Source organism: Streptomyces sp. NPDC001770 (assembly GCF_053596135.1).
Window position 1 is genome coordinate 286,890 of sequence record NZ_JBSFFN010000004.1, and the last position, 14,820, is coordinate 301,709.

Genomic DNA, 14,820 nt, shown 5'->3' on the forward strand with positions numbered 1-14,820 from the left:
AATGGGAGGTGTCATGCCAGGCAGCGCCGCGCGCTCCCCCGAGCCCAGGTGGACCGACCCTGACTGCCCCGTCGCCCGCACCCTCGACCTGGTCGGGGACAAGTGGAGCCTGCTGGTCGTCCGCGACGCGATGGACGGCGCACGCTCGTTCACCGAGTTCCAGCGGCGCACCGGCATCGCGCGCAACATCCTCAGCGACCGTCTCCGCAAGCTGGTCGCGCACGGGCTCCTCACCCAGACCACCGCGGCGTCGGGCCGCCGCCAGGAGTACGTCCTGACCGACGCCGGCCGCGATCTCTTCCCCGCCGTCCTCACGCTCCGGCAGTGGGGAGAACGGCACGCCTTCGCGCCGGGCGAAGCGCACTCCACCCTCGTCGACCGGCACGGCACTCCCGTGCCGGAGGTCGTACCGACCGACGCGGACGGCGGGATCGTCGACGTGGACAACTCCCAGGTGCGGAAGACCGGATGACCGGGGGCCGTCAGCCCCCGCGGGTCAGCTCGGCGCGCAGCAGGTCCAGGCCCATGGGGCCGAGGCTCAGTGCGTGCTGGTGGAAGCGCCTGAGGTCGAACGCGGCTCCGTCGCGCCGGCGTGCGGCGGCCCGGGCCTCCAGCCACACCTTCTCGCCCAGCTTGTAGGCGAGGGCCTGGCCGGGCCGGCCCAGATAGCGGTCGATCTCGAACCCGACGAACGCCGACGGGCCCACCCCGCAGTACGTCGCGAGGAACTCACGGCCCAGCTCCGGGGTCCAGCGCTCCCCCTCGTGGAACCCGGTACCCGTGGGGATGCGGAGCCGCAGGTGCATGCCGATGTCGAGGACGACGCGGGCGGCGCGCAACTGCTGTCCGCCGACCAGCATGCCCAGCCGGTGCGCCGGGTCGGCGAGGTGTCCCAGCTCGTCCATCAGCCGCTCGGCGTACAGGCCCCAGCCCTCGACGTGTCCCAGGTGCAGTTCGCACGACAGACGCTGGAACCGGTTGAGCGTGTCGGTGCTCAGGGTCGTCGTGCCCAGCTGCAGATGGTGTCCGGGGACGCCCTCGTGGAACATCGTGCTCGGCACCGTCCACGTCGGGATCGGCGCGTCCGTGCCGGCCCGGGTCCACCACACCGTCCCCGGGCGGGAGAGGTCCTCGCTGGGCGCCAGGTAATAGGCGGGCCCGTCACTGGGGGCGATCCGGCAGTCGATCCGCCGGAGGGGTCCGGGGATCGTGAAGTGAGTCCCGTCGAGGTCGGCGATGGCACGGTCGGCGAGCCCCTGGATCCAGTCGCGGAACTCGGCGTCGCCCTTCACCTGGTGCCGGGGGTCTTCGTCGAGCGCCGCCAGAACCGCCGCGACCGGTTCACCGGGCGCAATCCGGGCGGCTGTCGATGCCGTCTCGGCCCGGACCCGGGCGAGTTCGTCCCACCCCCACGCATAGGTCTCCGCCAGGTCCAGCCGGGTCCCGAGGAACTCCCGTACGCCCAGGGCGTAGCGGTCCTCGCCCACCGCGTCCAGCTCCGGGGCGTCGGCCGCGAGATCCGTCGAAAGGTAGGCCGCGAACCGTCCCACCTCGGTTTCCGCCGCCGTCACGGCGCGTTCCAGCGGACCGTCCACCGCGGGGTCGCGGCGGGCGGCGGCCAGCCCGGTCAGGCAGCTCCGCAGGTCCCCGCAGTCGCGGACGTTGCGGGCCACTTGACGGCGCGGCGCGACCCGGCCGGTACGCCGCGCGGCTTCGAGGCTCTCGCGCAGGCCGAGGAGCGTTCCGGGTATGGCCCGCAGCCGGTCCAGCATGGTCTCCCAGACGGTGTCGGTACCCCGGTCCAGCAGGTCCACGGCCTGGCGTATCCGCTGAACCGGTCCGTCGATGGTCTCCAGCTGGTGCGCGTACGCGTCGGCGTCGGCGAGCGCGACCTCCGTGGCGAGCCGCTCGCGCAGCATCGCCGCGGCGAGGCGCTCCGCGTCTCCCACGACCGGCGTGCGGTCCACGGCGGCCAGTGTGCGCCGCGCCAGCTCCTGCCGCTCCGCCACGGCGTGCGGGCCGAAGTCGGTGAGCCGTCCGTCCTGGCCGGCGATGCCCATGGACCCGGCCAGACACGGATCGAGCACGGCCAGCTCGTCCACGTACCGGTCCGCGAGAGCGTCCAGCGCGGAGGTCTCCGGGGGCCCGGGTGCCGGTGCGGGGGCGGGCGGTGTCGTCGAGGCCCTCATGACAGGACCTGTTCCAGCGTCCGGGGAGCGGTGGGGCGCGTACGTACGGTCAGTGAGTCGAACAGGCCGGTGATCCAGTGCCGGGTCTCCTCGGGCGAACCGCTCGCGACGGTGCCGGCCAGGACCGTCTCCCCGGCCTGGTAGGTGATGTGGTCGGGCAGCGGAGCCCCGGCGGGGAGCTCGTGCCAGGTGACCACACCCGGACCGGTCCGGTACGCCCCGGCGCCTTCGAGGGCCCGGAACTCCTGCCCGGCAAGGTGGTGGCCGGGCAGGACGAACCAGCCGTAACTCCGCCCGCCGTCGGGCGGGTCGGGGAGCACACCGGCGATGGGCTCGCCGAGCAGGGCGCGCAGCTCGTAGGAGGGCAGGTGGACGCCGGTGGCCAGCTCGACGGTCGCCACCACGTCCGCTCCGCCGACCCGGTTGCCGACCTCCAGGAAGACCGGTTCGCCGTCGTGGACGATCGCCTCCAGGTGGAAGCTGCCGTCCTCGATGCGTACGGCCTCCAGGGCGCGCGACACCCAGGAGCGCGTCTCCTCGGAGAAGTCGATCTGGAACGAGCCCATGGGCAGCCCCTGCGCGTACGCCAGGCAGGTGCCCACGTACTCGCTGGCAGTGAGGACCAGGACCTCGCCCCCCTGCACCAGACCGTCGAAGTGCCTGATGGGCCCGGTGACGAACTCCTCGACCTGGAAGTCCTCCCGCTCCTCGCCGGTGTCGAGTCCCGGGATGCCGGTCCGCCCTCCGGTGACGCTCGCCGCGGCCTGTTCCGGAGTGTCGAACACGAGCACGTCCTGGCTGGAGGCGCCGCGGTGCGGCTTGAGGACGGTCCGGCCCCGCCAGTCCGCCCGGCCGTCCTGTTCGAGGAACCGGTTCAGCGGCAGGAAGCGGGGCACCCGCAGACCGGCCTCCTCCACCGCGCGCTTCATCAGCACCTTGTCGCGGGAGAGCACCGCCTGCTCCACCGGCACGCCCGGGACGCCCAGGTGCTCGCGCAGCCGGGCGGCGTCGAGGAGTTCGTACTCCGACACCGAGATGATCCGGTCGAAGTCGCGGGGGTGAAGGGCCAGCCAGTCCCGGGCCTCTTCGAAGACCGGGCGGGCGCCCGGCCGGGCGACCCGCTCGCAGCGCAGGCCGGGCGGGAGGGTGGCGAGCGCCTGGTCGGTCCCGAAGTAGGTGACCTCGTGCAGGTCGTGGGAGATCCCCCGGTCGTACTCGATCTTGAAATAGGGCACGCGGTGCAGGATGAGGATCTTCATCGGGTCTTCCTGACGGGAGTGGGGAGGGAGACGGCCCGGTCCAGGGCGTCCGACCAGGCCTCGCGCAGCATGTGGACCACCGTGCGCATGTCGGCGGACCGGCCACGCAGGACCACGCAGCCCTGCGCCGCGAAGTCGGCGTTGTCGCGGGCGACGGCGTGCAGGTGGCGGCGCTCGGGCGACAGCCAGGCGAACTCCGTCACCGTCAGCTCTCCTTCGGCCAGGTCCAACCGCTCGGAGGTGGCCCGGACCGCGTCCGCGAACGGGTCCGCCCCGGCCGCGACGTCGTCAGGAGAGAACGAACGGTCGCCGGCAACACCCAGCAGGACCGTCGCGGCCGAGCAACCGGGCAGCAGCCGCTGCGCGTCGACGGCCGTGCCGAAGGCGACGTCGACCCAGCGCCGGTGCAGGTCGATCCCGTAGACCCAGCGGGCCAGCGACCAGATCTTCATCCCGCCCGGTCGCCGGTTGGGCTCCACGATCGCGGCGTGCAGACCGTCGTCGCTCAGCTTGATCTCGTTGTGGAACGGACCGTCGCACTGCCCGACCAGGCAGTTGGCGTGCCGCCCCGCCCGTTCGAGGGTCGCGCGCTCACGCTCGTCCAGCGCCGCGGGCAGCACCTGCGCGACCTCGACGGGGTAGCGGCCGCGCGCGCTGATCTTCTCGGTGACGAACGTCAGCGGGCCCAGGCCGTCGAAGGAGTACTCGCGGCGGTACGGGATGAACTCCTCGCAGATGACACCGCCTTCCAGGTAGGGGAAGACCTCCGCGAAGGCCGCGGGAAGGTCGTCGCCCGGGCGGACCACCACGACACCCCGGTTGTTGCCCTCCGCGGACGGCTTGACCACGAAACCGTGCGGATGCTCCCGCGCGAAGTCCTTCAGCTGGTCGAGCGAGGCGATCTCGGCGAAGGCGGGCACCATGACGCGCTGCGCCGTCAGCAGGTCGGCCACCCGCGCCTCGCCGAGCCGGTACCGGTACTTGGAGAAGGCACCCTCGGCAAGCTGCGGGGAGTCGACCGTGACCCCCAGACGGTGCAGGAGTTCGGCGCCACTGCGCACGGCGTTGTCGGAGAAGACGATGCCCGCCGCGATCCGTTCGCGCCGGTCGCCGAGGAGTTTCTCCCCCATCTCCGCGAAGTCGTCGCGCAGGGGGTCGAGGTCGAGCACCTCGTCGGCGAGGACGTGGTCAGCCTCGGTGGGGTCGGCGCGGACGAGCACCACGGTGGCGCCGTGGCGTTCGCGCGCGTGGTCGCTGAGGTGGCGGACCTCGTCGATCCGGCTCAGGTTGTAGTCGACGATGAGGAAGATCGGCCTGTTCATGAGCGCTCCGTCTCGTACACGATCTCGATCGCGCGCGTGGATGCGGGCAGCAGCTCGGTGAGGACCGCGTCCCGCCCGTCCCGGTCCATGCGCCAGAGCACCTGGCCGAGGAAGACCTCGCGCGAGGACGACTCCACGACGTCGCCGGGGGCGAGGAGGACGTGCGACACGACCGGTTCGAGAGGGAGCCCGCCGCCGAGTCCCACCTCCTTGATCGTGCCGGGGTCGGCGAAGAAGACCCGGAAGAACGTGGCGTTCACGCTCGGTGTGGTGCCGTCGGCGGTGAACGACAGCTCTTCCAGCGTCCGCGTGAATCCGGCCGGCGCGCGGGCGTTGAGCAGGGAGTCCAGCCAGAGGTCGAGCAGGCCGGTGCCGCCGGTCAGGGCCGCGACGCTGGGCGATATGAGGCTGCCGCCGACGCGCGGGTTGACCTCGATGAGCTCCCAGCCGCCGGGGGTGAGCCGCGCCTCGATGTGGAAAGTGCCCCAGTCGAGACCGAGATGGCCGAGCACCCGCGCCACCCAGCCCAGTCCTGCTGCGGTCTCCTCCCGCGAGAGGCTCGTGGGCGGGCTCACGCAGGCGTTCTCCAGGACGGTGCCCGCGGTCTCCGTCACCTCGCACTTCTCGTGCACGGCCACGACGTGCGGCGTGCCGTCGACGACGATCACCTCGAAGCTGAACTCCGGGCCGGCCAGGTAGTCCTCCACGAGGAACCGGACCTCCGGCGCCGCTCCGGCGCCCGTGGCCGCGGCCGGGTTCGCCGACGGGTCCGGGTCGCCCGCACTCCGATCGTGGGCGTCCCGGTCGTCGGCGCTCTGGTCGGTGGTGAAGACCCCGGCGTAGACCGGGTCCGCGTGGGCCTCGGCGGCGATGCGTTCCAGGTCCGCCCAGGTCGTGTCGGGGGTGAGCCGGAAGGTGCCCAGGGAGGCTATGCCGCTCACCGGCTTCACGAAGTAGCGATTGCCGTCGCGCCGGCGTTCCGCGAGCGTCGCGGGGGTGAGCACGGTCGCCCGGACCCGGCTGAGGCCGCCGTCGGCGATCCGGTTGCGCACCGCCAGTTTGTTACGGAGGAAGAGGACCTGCTTCTCGTCCAGGTCCGGCACGCCGAGGCGGGCATTGGCCAGCGCCATCAGGTGCCGGTAGCCCTCCCAGACGGTGACGCAGCAGGAGACCGGCGTACCGGCGGCCTCCAGGTGGTCGAGGTACTCCTCGACATCGCGCGGTGTCAGTACGTGATCGGCCGTCACCCGGACGTCGTCGACCAGGTCGGCCAGCTTTCCGGGCCTGGATTCCTGGTGCTGGGGCTCCGGCAGCGAACTGAGCACACTGACGCGCAGCCCCCGTGCCCTGGCCGTGGCGACCAGGTCCTCCATGAACGAGAATCCGACATGGCTGAGCAGCAGCACTCCTCTGGCGTTCTCCATGCTGATCCGGCCTCCTCACCGGCGGGAGGGGGCGCGGCGCGGTCGGCGCCACGCCCCCTCGGCGTACGGGGATCAGACCGCCGGCTGCTTCTCGGCCTTGGCGATGGTGTCCAGGTAGAGCTCCTCGAAGTACTGCGCCAGCAGCCGCTGGTGCTCACCGAGGTACCGCTTGAACGCGACGACGTCGTCGGAGTCGCGGAGCAGGTGCCGGACGGCCGCCCAGACCTCACCGGGGTGGTCGTCGTTGATGTCGGTGTGCGAGTGGTTGATCTGGCCGCCGATGTTGCCCTCGCCGACCGACCCCTTCAGCGCCTCCAGCTTCCTCGGCTCCAGCTTCACGTTCACGTACTCGACCAGGTAGGAGTAGGCCACCACGCCGAGCGGACCCTCGTGGTCCAGGAGGTAGGAGAAGTAGCCGGTCAGCAGCTTGGTCGACAGGTAGGGCTCGGTGTCGAGGAACTGCTCGCGGGTCACACCGACCTTCTCCAGGTCGGAGATGAACAGCTCGTCGTGGAGCATCTCCTCCTGCTCGTAGTTGGCCCAGACCTGCGCCGCCTCGGGGTTGCGCTTGGCGATCTCCACCAGTGCCTTGGCCTCGGACACCCGCAGCATGCGGATGCGCCACGCGGTCTCGATGAGGTTGCGCTTGTAGTACTCGGAGTCGACGTTCTTGCCTTCGAGGTGGGCCGCCTGGGGAACGTTGGCGTACCACTCCAGTACCTGCTGGTCGAGCTGCTGGTCGATCTCGGCGCGCAGCTCGGCGGAGGCGGCCGCGTTGAGGAACGGGGTGCGGTCTCCGTAGCCGACGTTGGTCACGCGGTTCGGCATGTTGTCCTCTTTCTCGGGGACGCTTGGCCGTCAGGTCCAAGCGGGTTCAGATGTCGTCGGCGACGCGAACGGTCGCGTCGCCGCGCAGCCGGCACTGGCAGGCCAGACGATGGGCCCCGCCGGTCCGGCCGAGATCTTCGAGGAAGTCGAGTTCGTCGTCGTCGGGTTCGCCCAGGGCGCTGAAGCCCTCCAGCACCTCGACGACACACGCGCCGCACGATCCGGAGCGGCACCCGAAAGGAATGAGCCGCTGCGCGGTCTCGTACTCGACTTCGGTGAGGGGAGATCCGTCGGGCAGCAGGATCTCGGTTCCCTTCGGAAGAATGGTCAGCTTCTTCAGGGTCATGGCAGGGTCACGGAATCGCGGTCGGTGGAATGCTCCGGTGCGAGACGTGAACCCGGGCGCAGGTCGACCGCCGCGTGGTTCGCCGCGGTGGCCGCGTCGCCGAATCCCACCGAGATGAGGGGGACCCGGCCGTCGTAGGTGCAGATGTCGCCGATCGCGAAGACGCGAGGAAGATTGGTGCGCATGGCCCGGTCGACGACGACCTGCCGATTCTCCACCTGGAGTCCCCAGTCGGAGATCGGGCCCAGTCGGGTAATGAATCCCAAAGCGGCGACAAGCGTCTGGGCCGGGAGGTCCCATTCCTTCTCGGCAGCCCGTACGCACACTTCCCGCAGGCCTTCGGTGCCATTACAGGACGTCACCTGCGCGTCCGTCAACACCCGTATATCGGCGGAATACATCTGCTTGACACTGCCCTCGTGGGCACGGAAGGCGGAGCGCCGGTGGACGACGGTGACGGACCGGGCGATCGGCGCGAGCGCCAGCGCCCAGTCGACCGCGCTGTCCCCGCCGCCCACGATCACCACGTCACGGTCCCGGTGCTCGTCGAGGCGCGGTACGTGGTACGCCACGCCACGCCCCTCGTAGGGGCGCAGGCAGGGCAGGGTGCGGGGGACCGAACGGCCGAGCCCGGCCGCGATCACGACCGCTCCGGCTCGTACGCGCCCGCCGCCCTCCAGCCCGATCGTCCAGCCCCCTCCCCCGTCGGGTTCCAAGGAGTGGGCCGTCCGTCCGAGCAGGTAGACCGGATCGAACGGTGCTGCCTGGGCGACCAGATTGTCCACCAGTTCCCGGCCGCGCACGGCCGGGTGGCCGGCGACGTCGTAGATCTTCTTCTCCGGGTACAGGGCCGCTATCTGGCCGCCCGGTTCCGGCAGCGCGTCCACTATCGCGCAGGAAAGTCCTCGGAATCCCGCACAGTAGGCGGCGTACAGGCCGGCCGGACCGGCTCCCACGACGGCTACGTCCGCGATCGTATCCACTTTGATCTCCCGTTTGATTCATCCTGAACATCCGGGCGACACACATCCGAAATCCAGGTCATTTACGTTCGATCGAACAGGTCGAATGGATCGCCCGGGTCGGTTCCGCTACCGGCCGTCCGTGTTCCGTACAGGAAGGTACCTGCACCGCGTTCGACGTTCCGCTGTCGGCAGGAAGCGCTGCCGACGGTAAGAGCTGTCGGCAGAAAGTGCTGTGACGACATTTATCGACGATTGGAGAAACATTCCGTCGAAAGCATTTTCATCATTCGCGGACGTGGTCGCGCTGTCAATGTCCGTAAGCCGGCCCGCGATCTTCGGTGATCAATTCCGGTATTCAGCGCACGCGTATTTCCGCTGGTCGGACCGGCTCCGGACCCGCACAACGGCGTACGCCCCCTGACGGGCCGTACGACACGGCTCGTCAGGGGGCGTACGAGTACGGCTCGCCAGGGGCGTACGGGCACGGCCGGGCAGGGGTGCGCGACCGCGGCTCGCTCACGCGCCGGGCGTACGACTGCGGTTCGGATGCGCGTGGAGCGTGCGACTGCGGTTCGGATGCGCGCGGAGCGTACGACTGCGGTTCGGCGGCGGTCGTACAGCGCCCTGCGCTCACCCTTGCGCGCCGGACGCCTCTCCGCTGCGCGCCGACACCCGGTCGGCGAAGGAGATCCAGACGCGTGCGCACTCCCGGGCGGCTTCCGAGATCGCGGTCGCGGCGTGCGGCGGCACGATGGCGGCCAGTTCGTCGCGGCGCTGCGCGGCGAACCGATGCATCATCAGGAGGCGCAGCAGATAGCGGCCGTCCTCCGTGAAGCGGAGGGAGGGGTCCTTCGTCAGGTTCCAGGCGGTCGGATCCGGGTGGCCCGACGGCGTCCCGGGCGGGGACGGGGGGTCGACGCGGGGTTCGCCCTTGGTCCGCTGGTTCTGCGGGACGACGTCCTTCCCGTCGCGCAGCCGCTCGCGGACGTCGCGCACCGTCGAGGCGGAGATGCCGGCTTCCCGGGCCACGGTGCGCAGCGACGCCCGTGGGTTCGCCTCGATCACCTCGCGCGCCCGCAGGCGCCCGTCCGCACTGCTGACCGGCCGGGCCCGTCCGTCGCGACCGACCCGGGGCAGACCGCCCGCCGTACCCGTCTCACGCCGGAGCGCGGCCACGGTCCTGGCGGAGACTCCGCTCACCGCGGCGACCGCCCGGTCCGACCAGTGCGGGTGCGAGAGGAGGAGCCGGCGGGCCGCCGCGGACCTCTCCTCGGCCGAGAGGGGCAGGCCGTGCATGGTGTTCTCTTTGACGGCGAGGGCGAACGCGTCCTGCTCGCTCCCCTCGAAGTACCGGACGGCTACCAGGGTTTCGCCCCTGAGGACGACCGCCCGGCAGCGGTGCATGCCGTCGATGATCCGCATCGTGCCGCGGTGGACCACGATCGGCGGCAGGGCGGTGTCGGACTCGGCGAGCACGCGTACGTGTTTGCTGTCGACGCCCTCCCGGCGCGGGGAGTCGGCGGGCAGGAGCTGGGCGACCGGGACCTCCTGCACCTCCGACAGCGGAGGGGACAGCCACGTCGGCAGCTGTCCTTCCCGCTCCGCGCCGCCGGGCGGCGCCTCCGCTCGTAACCCGGTGGATGTCTGCGTGACCGAAGCTTCCGTGCTCATCAGTGACCTCCGAGAGTGGACCACATGGGGCGTGGGGGCGCCGCTGGGGACCGGCCGGCGCGCTGCCGCGGCGATCGGGGCGTCATGGCAGAGCGCCCCTTCCGGGGAGTCGCGGTGCGGGCAGGCCCGGACGTCCCGACCGCTCGCGCGTCAGGCGGTACGAGGGTTCAGGGCAGTGAGTCGGATGGGAGGGAGACCGCGCCGAGGGTGACCGGGGCGCCGTTCCGCGCCTCCGTGGCCGCGCGGTGCGCGTAGTTCCGGGGGAACGGACAGCTGTCGTGGTGTGCGGCCGGGAGACTCCGGTCCGCCGCGCGGGTGCTCGTGCTCGTCCCAGTGACCGGGGCGTCCATGATCTCCCTCGTCCTTCGCTGGTCCCGCTCCTCGGCCGGGCGCCCCGGGGTGCGGGGGCGCCGGCGCCACGGGCGGGGGGCTCGGGCACGGCGGGAATCGACTGTGCGTCACATCGCCCTGTTCACAGGCTGGTTGGCCGCCGTGAACACATCCTCCGACCGTGATCGGCACACACCCACCGCAACAAAATAATCTTTTTTATGATGTGGGCTGCGCGTGCCCCAGGCAAGAGGGAGACTTCTTCGAACACGCCGGGGCGGCCACGGAAGAGTCTTCCCGAACGAGGTTCCTCCGTCGCGCCGTCGTACGCGACCGAGGCTCGGCCGGATCCCGTGGACACCTGTCGTACGGATGCCGAACAGAGGGCCGGCCGGGTCAACCTCCCTGCCGCTCCGCCGGGGATGACAAGAGGGTGAAGTGGCGCAGAGAAGAGCGGTGGCCACCCGCGGGAAGATCGTGCGGGCCGCGGCCGGCGAGTTCATGCGGTCCGGGTACGAGGGCACGACCCTGGCCCGCGTGGCGGCGCGGGCAGAGGTGACGCTGGGCGCGGTGAGTTTCCATTTCCCTACGAAACAGGCCCTCGCCCAGGAGGTGTACCGGGCAGGCGCGGAACGGGTTTTCGACGCGGTGGCGGGTGGGGCGCACGAGCCCGAGGAGCCGCTCCAGGAGCTGGCCGACCTCACCCGGCGTCTCGCAGTGCTCTTCATCGACGACGACCTGGCGCTCGCCTGCAGCCGGCTCAGCCGTGACGACGTCTCCGGGGCCTTCGCGTGGGCCGACCTCTGGCACCCCCAGGTGAACCGGCTGGCGGACCAGGCGTGCGGCAAACTCGGTGCCGTCGCGGGCTGTTCGAGCGATGTCCTCTGCTTCCTCGTCCACTGCCTGTTGACCGGCGCGGAGATGTGGGCCCTGCACGCGGGGCCCGAACGCCACACGGTGATGGGCCGGTTGTTCGCCGCGTGGCAACAGGCCATGCCGGGCGGCCGCATGGGGGACTGAGCCCCCGCACGGCCGCGTCGGCACGCGCGGCGGCGGGGGACGTCACCCCGCCGCGCGCGTCCCGTACCCGTACGCGGGAGGGGGCCCGCTCCGGTCAGCGGGCCGTCCACCCGCCGTCCACGGGAACGGCCGCCGCCGTGACGAAGGACGAACGGCCCGAGCAGAGCCACACCGCGGCCTGGGCGACTTCCTCGGGCGCCGCGAGACGGTGCTGGATCGCCCGCTCGGTGAACGGGCCGTACAACTCGGGCGTGCGGGCCAGCGTCTCCCGCATGAGCTCGGTCCCGGTGCTTCCGACGACCAGGGCGTTGACGCGGATGCCGTGCGCTCCGTACTCGTCGGCGGCCGCCCGCGTCAGGCCGATGACCGCGTGCTTGGCCGCGATGTAGGGGGCGGCGACCCCGGTGGCGCGTACGCCGGCGACGCTGGAGGTGTTGACGATGGACCCTCCCTCGCCGAGCGCCAGCATCGCGGATATCTGCGCGCGCATCGCGTTCCAGACGCCCCGCTGGTTCACGTCGACGATCCGGTCGTACTCGTCGTCGTCGATCTCGTGGAACGCCTTCCCCGAGGACGCCCAGCCGGCGTTGTTGAAGGCCGCGTCGAGCCGGCCGAAGGCGTCGACGGCCCGCTCGACCACCTCACGCATGTCCTGGGCCCTGGTGACGTCGCCCGCGACCGTGAGCGCACGCCCGCCGACGGCCCGGATTCCGCTGCCGATCCCGTCCAGCCGCTCGGCGCGGCGCGCGGTCAGCACCACGGCCGCGCCCTCGGCCGCGAAAAGCCGGGCGGCCGCGGCTCCGATACCGCTGGACGCACCCGTGATCATCACGGTCTTTCCCAGCAGGAGGGGTTCGCTCTTCACCGGTTCACCACCAATCATTCCGAAGGGCCGAAGAGAGGGGCGTGTTCGCCCGCCCAGGACGAGAACGAGACCGGCGGGCGCCCCAGGAGCATCTCCACGTCCCCGGAGGTCCTCTCCTTGGCACCGGCCCGCTGGCGCTCCGCGCCGGCGGTCAGCGCCGACACCATCGGTTCGGAATAGCGGCGGCGCCAGCGCTCCTGCGCCTGCTGGACCGTCAGCCCGACGCATCGCAGGGGCCGTCCGAGAACCGCCGCGAGCTGTGCCGTCTGGTCGCGGGCGGAGAGCGGTTCGGGCCCCGTGAGCGCGTACGCCCGGCCGTGGTGGCCGTCTTCGAGCAGAGCGCGCAGCGCGACGTGGGCGATGTCGGCCGGGGAAACGCACGCGTTGCGGGAGGCGGGGTTGAGCGCGCGCACCGTCCCGTCCCTGAGGATGTCGGGTAGCCAGGCGAGTGCGTGGCTCATGTAGGCCCGGGGGCGGAGGAAGGTCCAGGGGATGCCGCTCCGCCGGATGCCGTCCTCGGCGGTGCGCTGCCACGAGGTGACGAGATCCACCGCCTGCGGGTCGGTGACCGCCAGCGCGGAGAGTTTGACGAGGTGGCCGACGCCTGCGGCCAGGGCCGCGGTCACGATGTTGGCGTCGTGGTCCGGGCGGAGCGGATCGTTGGTGATGACCAGAACGGCGTCGGCGCCCGCGAAGGCCCCCACGAGGCCCGCCGCGTCCTGGAAGTCGGCGCGGGCCACGTTCCCGGTGAGGGCCGCTCGGGCCGGGTCCCGGGTGAGTAACACGCTCCGGCAGGAGTCTTCGGAGGCCAGCAGTGCGGCGACCTCGCGTCCCACCGTGCCCGTGGCACCGGTGACGACGACACGGCGGACGGCGCGGCTCCCGACCCGCTCCGGGGCCTCCCCGGGGATGGTGGACATCTAGGACCGTCCGCGTGAGGAGTCTATGACGATGCCGTCGCGGGCTTCCTGCGAGACGAGGCCCGGCAGGAGTATCCGCCACATCTCGCAGGTGCGCTCCATGAGGTCGGCACGGTTGCTGTTCAGCTGGGAGTACAGCTGCACTCCGGTGCAGGCACCGACCACGAACCGTGCCACGGCCGACGGTTCGACCCCGGGCCGCAGGTCACCGCGGTCGCGGGCCGCCCGCAGATGCCCGGTCATGATGTCGGCCCAGTCGTTGAACGACGTGGGGTCGCTCATGCCGTGACCGCGCTGCTCCACGGCGAGCCGGACGCCCGCGCGCAGGAGCGGATCGACCTGGAGCCGGTGGGCCCAGACCATGGTGATGTCGATCACGCGCTGCACGCCCTCCGATTCGAGCAACGGCTCGATGGTGTGCGGCTGACCGTTCATCACGGCCTCCGCCACACCCTGCTTGCTGCCGTAGTGAAAGTACAGGGCCCCCAGCGTCAGGCCCGCCCGCTTCGCGATGTCGGCGACATTGGTTCCCTCGTAGCCGTTCTCGTCGAACATCTCGGCCGCGGCCAGAAGCAGTCGCCGACGGGTGCGCGCGGCTCTGTCCTGCTTGATGTCCGCCACGTCTTTACCCCGTCTTCATCGACAAAGAAAAAAAACCATTTTAATCTACCACGCGATACTCCCGCGACGGCCGACCAGCACGAGGAGATCCACATGCCCACGACGACCGCCTCCGGCGCACAAGTCACCGGTATAGCACGGCACTTGGTGCACAAGATCGCGGCCAGCGAGGTCTTCCTGACCGGGTGGCGCGCACATGACGACGGCACGTTCGGCGTCACCGCGCGGTGGCCCCGCGACCACGGGTTCTACCGGGACACCGACGGGCACTACGACTCCCTGTTGTTCGCGGAGACGATCCGGCAGACCCTGCCGTTGCTCTCCCACGAAGCCTTCGGCGTTCCCCTGGGGCACCAACTCATCTGGGGCACCCTCTCGTTCGAGGTGGTCCACGAGGAACTGCGGGTGGGCGCCGAGCCGCTGGACGTCACGCTCACCGTCGAACGCGGTGCCCAGCCCCCCGGCCGCAACCCCTTCCGGGCCTTGAGCGTGAGCGCGACCGCGGTCGCCGGCGGGACGACCATCGGCCGCGCCGGCACCACCTTCTCCGCCCACAGCCCCGGCATCTACCAACGGCTGCGCGGTGGCCGCCACGACCCGGCGGAGGCCCGTGCGAGATCTCTGGCTCCCGCTCCCGGCGAACGGCCGGAGCGGGTCGGGCGCCTGGCCGCCGAAGACGTCGTCCTGTCTCCCGCCGGAGAGCCCGGCGCCTGGCTGTTACGCGTCGATCTCGACCACCCGTTCCTGTTCGACCACCCGGTGGACCACGTACCGGGTGCGCTGCTCCTGGAGGCCGCACGGCAGGCCACCATCGCCGCCTGCGCCCCCGGCAGCACCGCGGTCACCGCTATGACCACCCGCTTCCACCGGTACGTGGAATTCGACCGCCCTTCACGGCTGCACCTCTCCCCGAGCGGCCCCCACCTCTTCTCCGCGTACGTCGTCCAGGACGAGCAGATCTGTTTCGAGGCGGAGACCACCGTACGGACCGGTCTCCCGGCGCCCGGCCACGTGTGACGGACCTGCCGCCGGCCGTCCCGCGCGCCTCCGTGCGGCGTCG

The 14,820-nt window shown here is 71.3% G+C and carries 14 protein-coding genes; 3 read left to right on the forward strand and 11 right to left on the reverse strand.

What is annotated here, in order from left to right:
* Window positions 1-13 precede the first annotated feature (13 nt).
* Window positions 14-472, forward strand: coding sequence for a winged helix-turn-helix transcriptional regulator (locus tag ACWCSV_RS06385; protein WP_451139038.1), 459 nt, complete (start codon window positions 14-16; stop codon window positions 470-472).
* A gap of 10 nt (window positions 473-482) precedes the next feature.
* On the opposite strand, the gene ACWCSV_RS06390 is transcribed toward ACWCSV_RS06385, so the two are convergent.
* The 8 genes from ACWCSV_RS06390 to ACWCSV_RS06425 form a co-directional block, all read right to left on the reverse strand.
* On the reverse strand, window positions 483-2,189 hold the full coding sequence (locus ACWCSV_RS06390) for a DUF885 domain-containing protein (RefSeq protein ID WP_451139040.1): 1,707 nt from the start codon (window positions 2,187-2,189) through the stop codon (window positions 483-485).
* Complete coding sequence (locus ACWCSV_RS06395) at window positions 2,186-3,448, reverse strand: ATP-grasp domain-containing protein (RefSeq protein ID WP_451139042.1); 1,263 nt, start codon at window positions 3,446-3,448, stop codon at window positions 2,186-2,188. The genes ACWCSV_RS06390 and ACWCSV_RS06395 overlap by 4 nt, the downstream gene beginning before the upstream one ends.
* On the reverse strand, window positions 3,445-4,770 hold the full coding sequence (locus ACWCSV_RS06400; protein ID WP_451139044.1) for an ATP-grasp domain-containing protein: 1,326 nt from the start codon (window positions 4,768-4,770) through the stop codon (window positions 3,445-3,447). The genes ACWCSV_RS06395 and ACWCSV_RS06400 overlap by 4 nt, the downstream gene beginning before the upstream one ends.
* Window positions 4,767-6,194: an ATP-grasp domain-containing protein gene (locus ACWCSV_RS06405; protein ID WP_451139046.1), complete on the reverse strand. Its 1,428-nt coding sequence runs from the start codon at window positions 6,192-6,194 to the stop codon at window positions 4,767-4,769. Before ACWCSV_RS06405 ends, ACWCSV_RS06400 begins: the two co-directional genes overlap by 4 nt.
* A 72-nt stretch (window positions 6,195-6,266) precedes the next feature.
* Window positions 6,267-7,022: a hypothetical protein gene (locus tag ACWCSV_RS06410; protein WP_451139048.1), complete on the reverse strand. Its 756-nt coding sequence runs from the start codon at window positions 7,020-7,022 to the stop codon at window positions 6,267-6,269.
* Window positions 7,023-7,068: 46 nt separating this feature from the next.
* Window positions 7,069-7,368, reverse strand: coding sequence for a 2Fe-2S iron-sulfur cluster-binding protein (locus tag ACWCSV_RS06415; RefSeq protein ID WP_451139050.1), 300 nt, complete (start codon window positions 7,366-7,368; stop codon window positions 7,069-7,071).
* Window positions 7,365-8,351 carry an NAD(P)/FAD-dependent oxidoreductase gene (locus ACWCSV_RS06420; protein WP_451139052.1) on the reverse strand — a complete coding sequence of 329 codons (987 nt, stop codon included), beginning with the start codon at window positions 8,349-8,351 and terminating at the stop codon, window positions 7,365-7,367. The genes ACWCSV_RS06415 and ACWCSV_RS06420 overlap by 4 nt, the downstream gene beginning before the upstream one ends.
* Before the next feature lie 612 nt (window positions 8,352-8,963).
* Window positions 8,964-10,004, reverse strand: a complete 1,041-nt coding sequence (locus tag ACWCSV_RS06425; protein ID WP_451139054.1) for a ParB/RepB/Spo0J family partition protein — start codon at window positions 10,002-10,004, stop codon at window positions 8,964-8,966.
* Between the two features lie 768 nt (window positions 10,005-10,772).
* Between ACWCSV_RS06425 and ACWCSV_RS06430 the strand changes: the two genes are divergently transcribed.
* Window positions 10,773-11,354: a TetR family transcriptional regulator gene (locus tag ACWCSV_RS06430; RefSeq protein WP_451139056.1), complete on the forward strand. Its 582-nt coding sequence runs from the start codon at window positions 10,773-10,775 to the stop codon at window positions 11,352-11,354.
* Window positions 11,355-11,448: 94 nt separating this feature from the next.
* On the opposite strand, the gene ACWCSV_RS06435 is transcribed toward ACWCSV_RS06430, so the two are convergent.
* The 3 genes from ACWCSV_RS06435 to ACWCSV_RS06445 are packed head-to-tail and all read right to left on the reverse strand — an operon-like array spanning window position 11,449 to window position 13,760.
* Complete coding sequence (locus ACWCSV_RS06435) at window positions 11,449-12,183, reverse strand: SDR family NAD(P)-dependent oxidoreductase (protein ID WP_451139118.1); 735 nt, start codon at window positions 12,181-12,183, stop codon at window positions 11,449-11,451.
* Window positions 12,184-12,233: 50 nt separating this feature from the next.
* A complete protein-coding gene (locus ACWCSV_RS06440) occupies window positions 12,234-13,139 on the reverse strand; it encodes an NAD(P)H-binding protein (protein ID WP_451139058.1) in 906 nt (301 codons plus the stop codon).
* Window positions 13,140-13,760, reverse strand: coding sequence for a ScbR family autoregulator-binding transcription factor (locus tag ACWCSV_RS06445; RefSeq protein ID WP_451139060.1), 621 nt, complete (start codon window positions 13,758-13,760; stop codon window positions 13,140-13,142).
* A gap of 93 nt (window positions 13,761-13,853) precedes the next feature.
* Here ACWCSV_RS06445 and ACWCSV_RS06450 point away from each other — a divergent pair, with 93 nt between their 5' ends.
* Window positions 13,854-14,777, forward strand: coding sequence for a ScbA/BarX family gamma-butyrolactone biosynthesis protein (locus ACWCSV_RS06450; protein WP_451139062.1), 924 nt, complete (start codon window positions 13,854-13,856; stop codon window positions 14,775-14,777).
* Window positions 14,778-14,820: the final 43 nt, after the last annotated feature.

Excerpts from the sequence above, each read along its gene's own strand:
- ACWCSV_RS06395 (WP_451139042.1), bottom strand. The coding sequence starts at position 3,448 with ATGAAGATCCTCATCCTGCACCGCGTGCCCTATTTCAAGATCGAGTAC.
- ACWCSV_RS06450 (WP_451139062.1), top strand. The coding sequence starts at position 13,854 with ATGCCCACGACGACCGCCTCCGGCGCACAAGTCACCGGTATAGCACGG.
- ACWCSV_RS06410 (WP_451139048.1), bottom strand. The coding sequence starts at position 7,022 with ATGCCGAACCGCGTGACCAACGTCGGCTACGGAGACCGCACCCCGTTC.
- ACWCSV_RS06405 (WP_451139046.1), bottom strand. The coding sequence starts at position 6,194 with ATGGAGAACGCCAGAGGAGTGCTGCTGCTCAGCCATGTCGGATTCTCG.
- ACWCSV_RS06390 (WP_451139040.1), bottom strand. The coding sequence starts at position 2,189 with ATGAGGGCCTCGACGACACCGCCCGCCCCCGCACCGGCACCCGGGCCC.
- ACWCSV_RS06400 (WP_451139044.1), bottom strand. The coding sequence starts at position 4,770 with ATGAACAGGCCGATCTTCCTCATCGTCGACTACAACCTGAGCCGGATC.
- ACWCSV_RS06425 (WP_451139054.1), bottom strand. The coding sequence starts at position 10,004 with ATGAGCACGGAAGCTTCGGTCACGCAGACATCCACCGGGTTACGAGCG.
- ACWCSV_RS06435 (WP_451139118.1), bottom strand. The coding sequence starts at position 12,183 with ATGATCACGGGTGCGTCCAGCGGTATCGGAGCCGCGGCCGCCCGGCTT.
- ACWCSV_RS06415 (WP_451139050.1), bottom strand. The coding sequence starts at position 7,368 with ATGACCCTGAAGAAGCTGACCATTCTTCCGAAGGGAACCGAGATCCTG.
- ACWCSV_RS06440 (WP_451139058.1), bottom strand. The coding sequence starts at position 13,139 with ATGTCCACCATCCCCGGGGAGGCCCCGGAGCGGGTCGGGAGCCGCGCC.
- ACWCSV_RS06385 (WP_451139038.1), top strand. The coding sequence starts at position 14 with ATGCCAGGCAGCGCCGCGCGCTCCCCCGAGCCCAGGTGGACCGACCCT.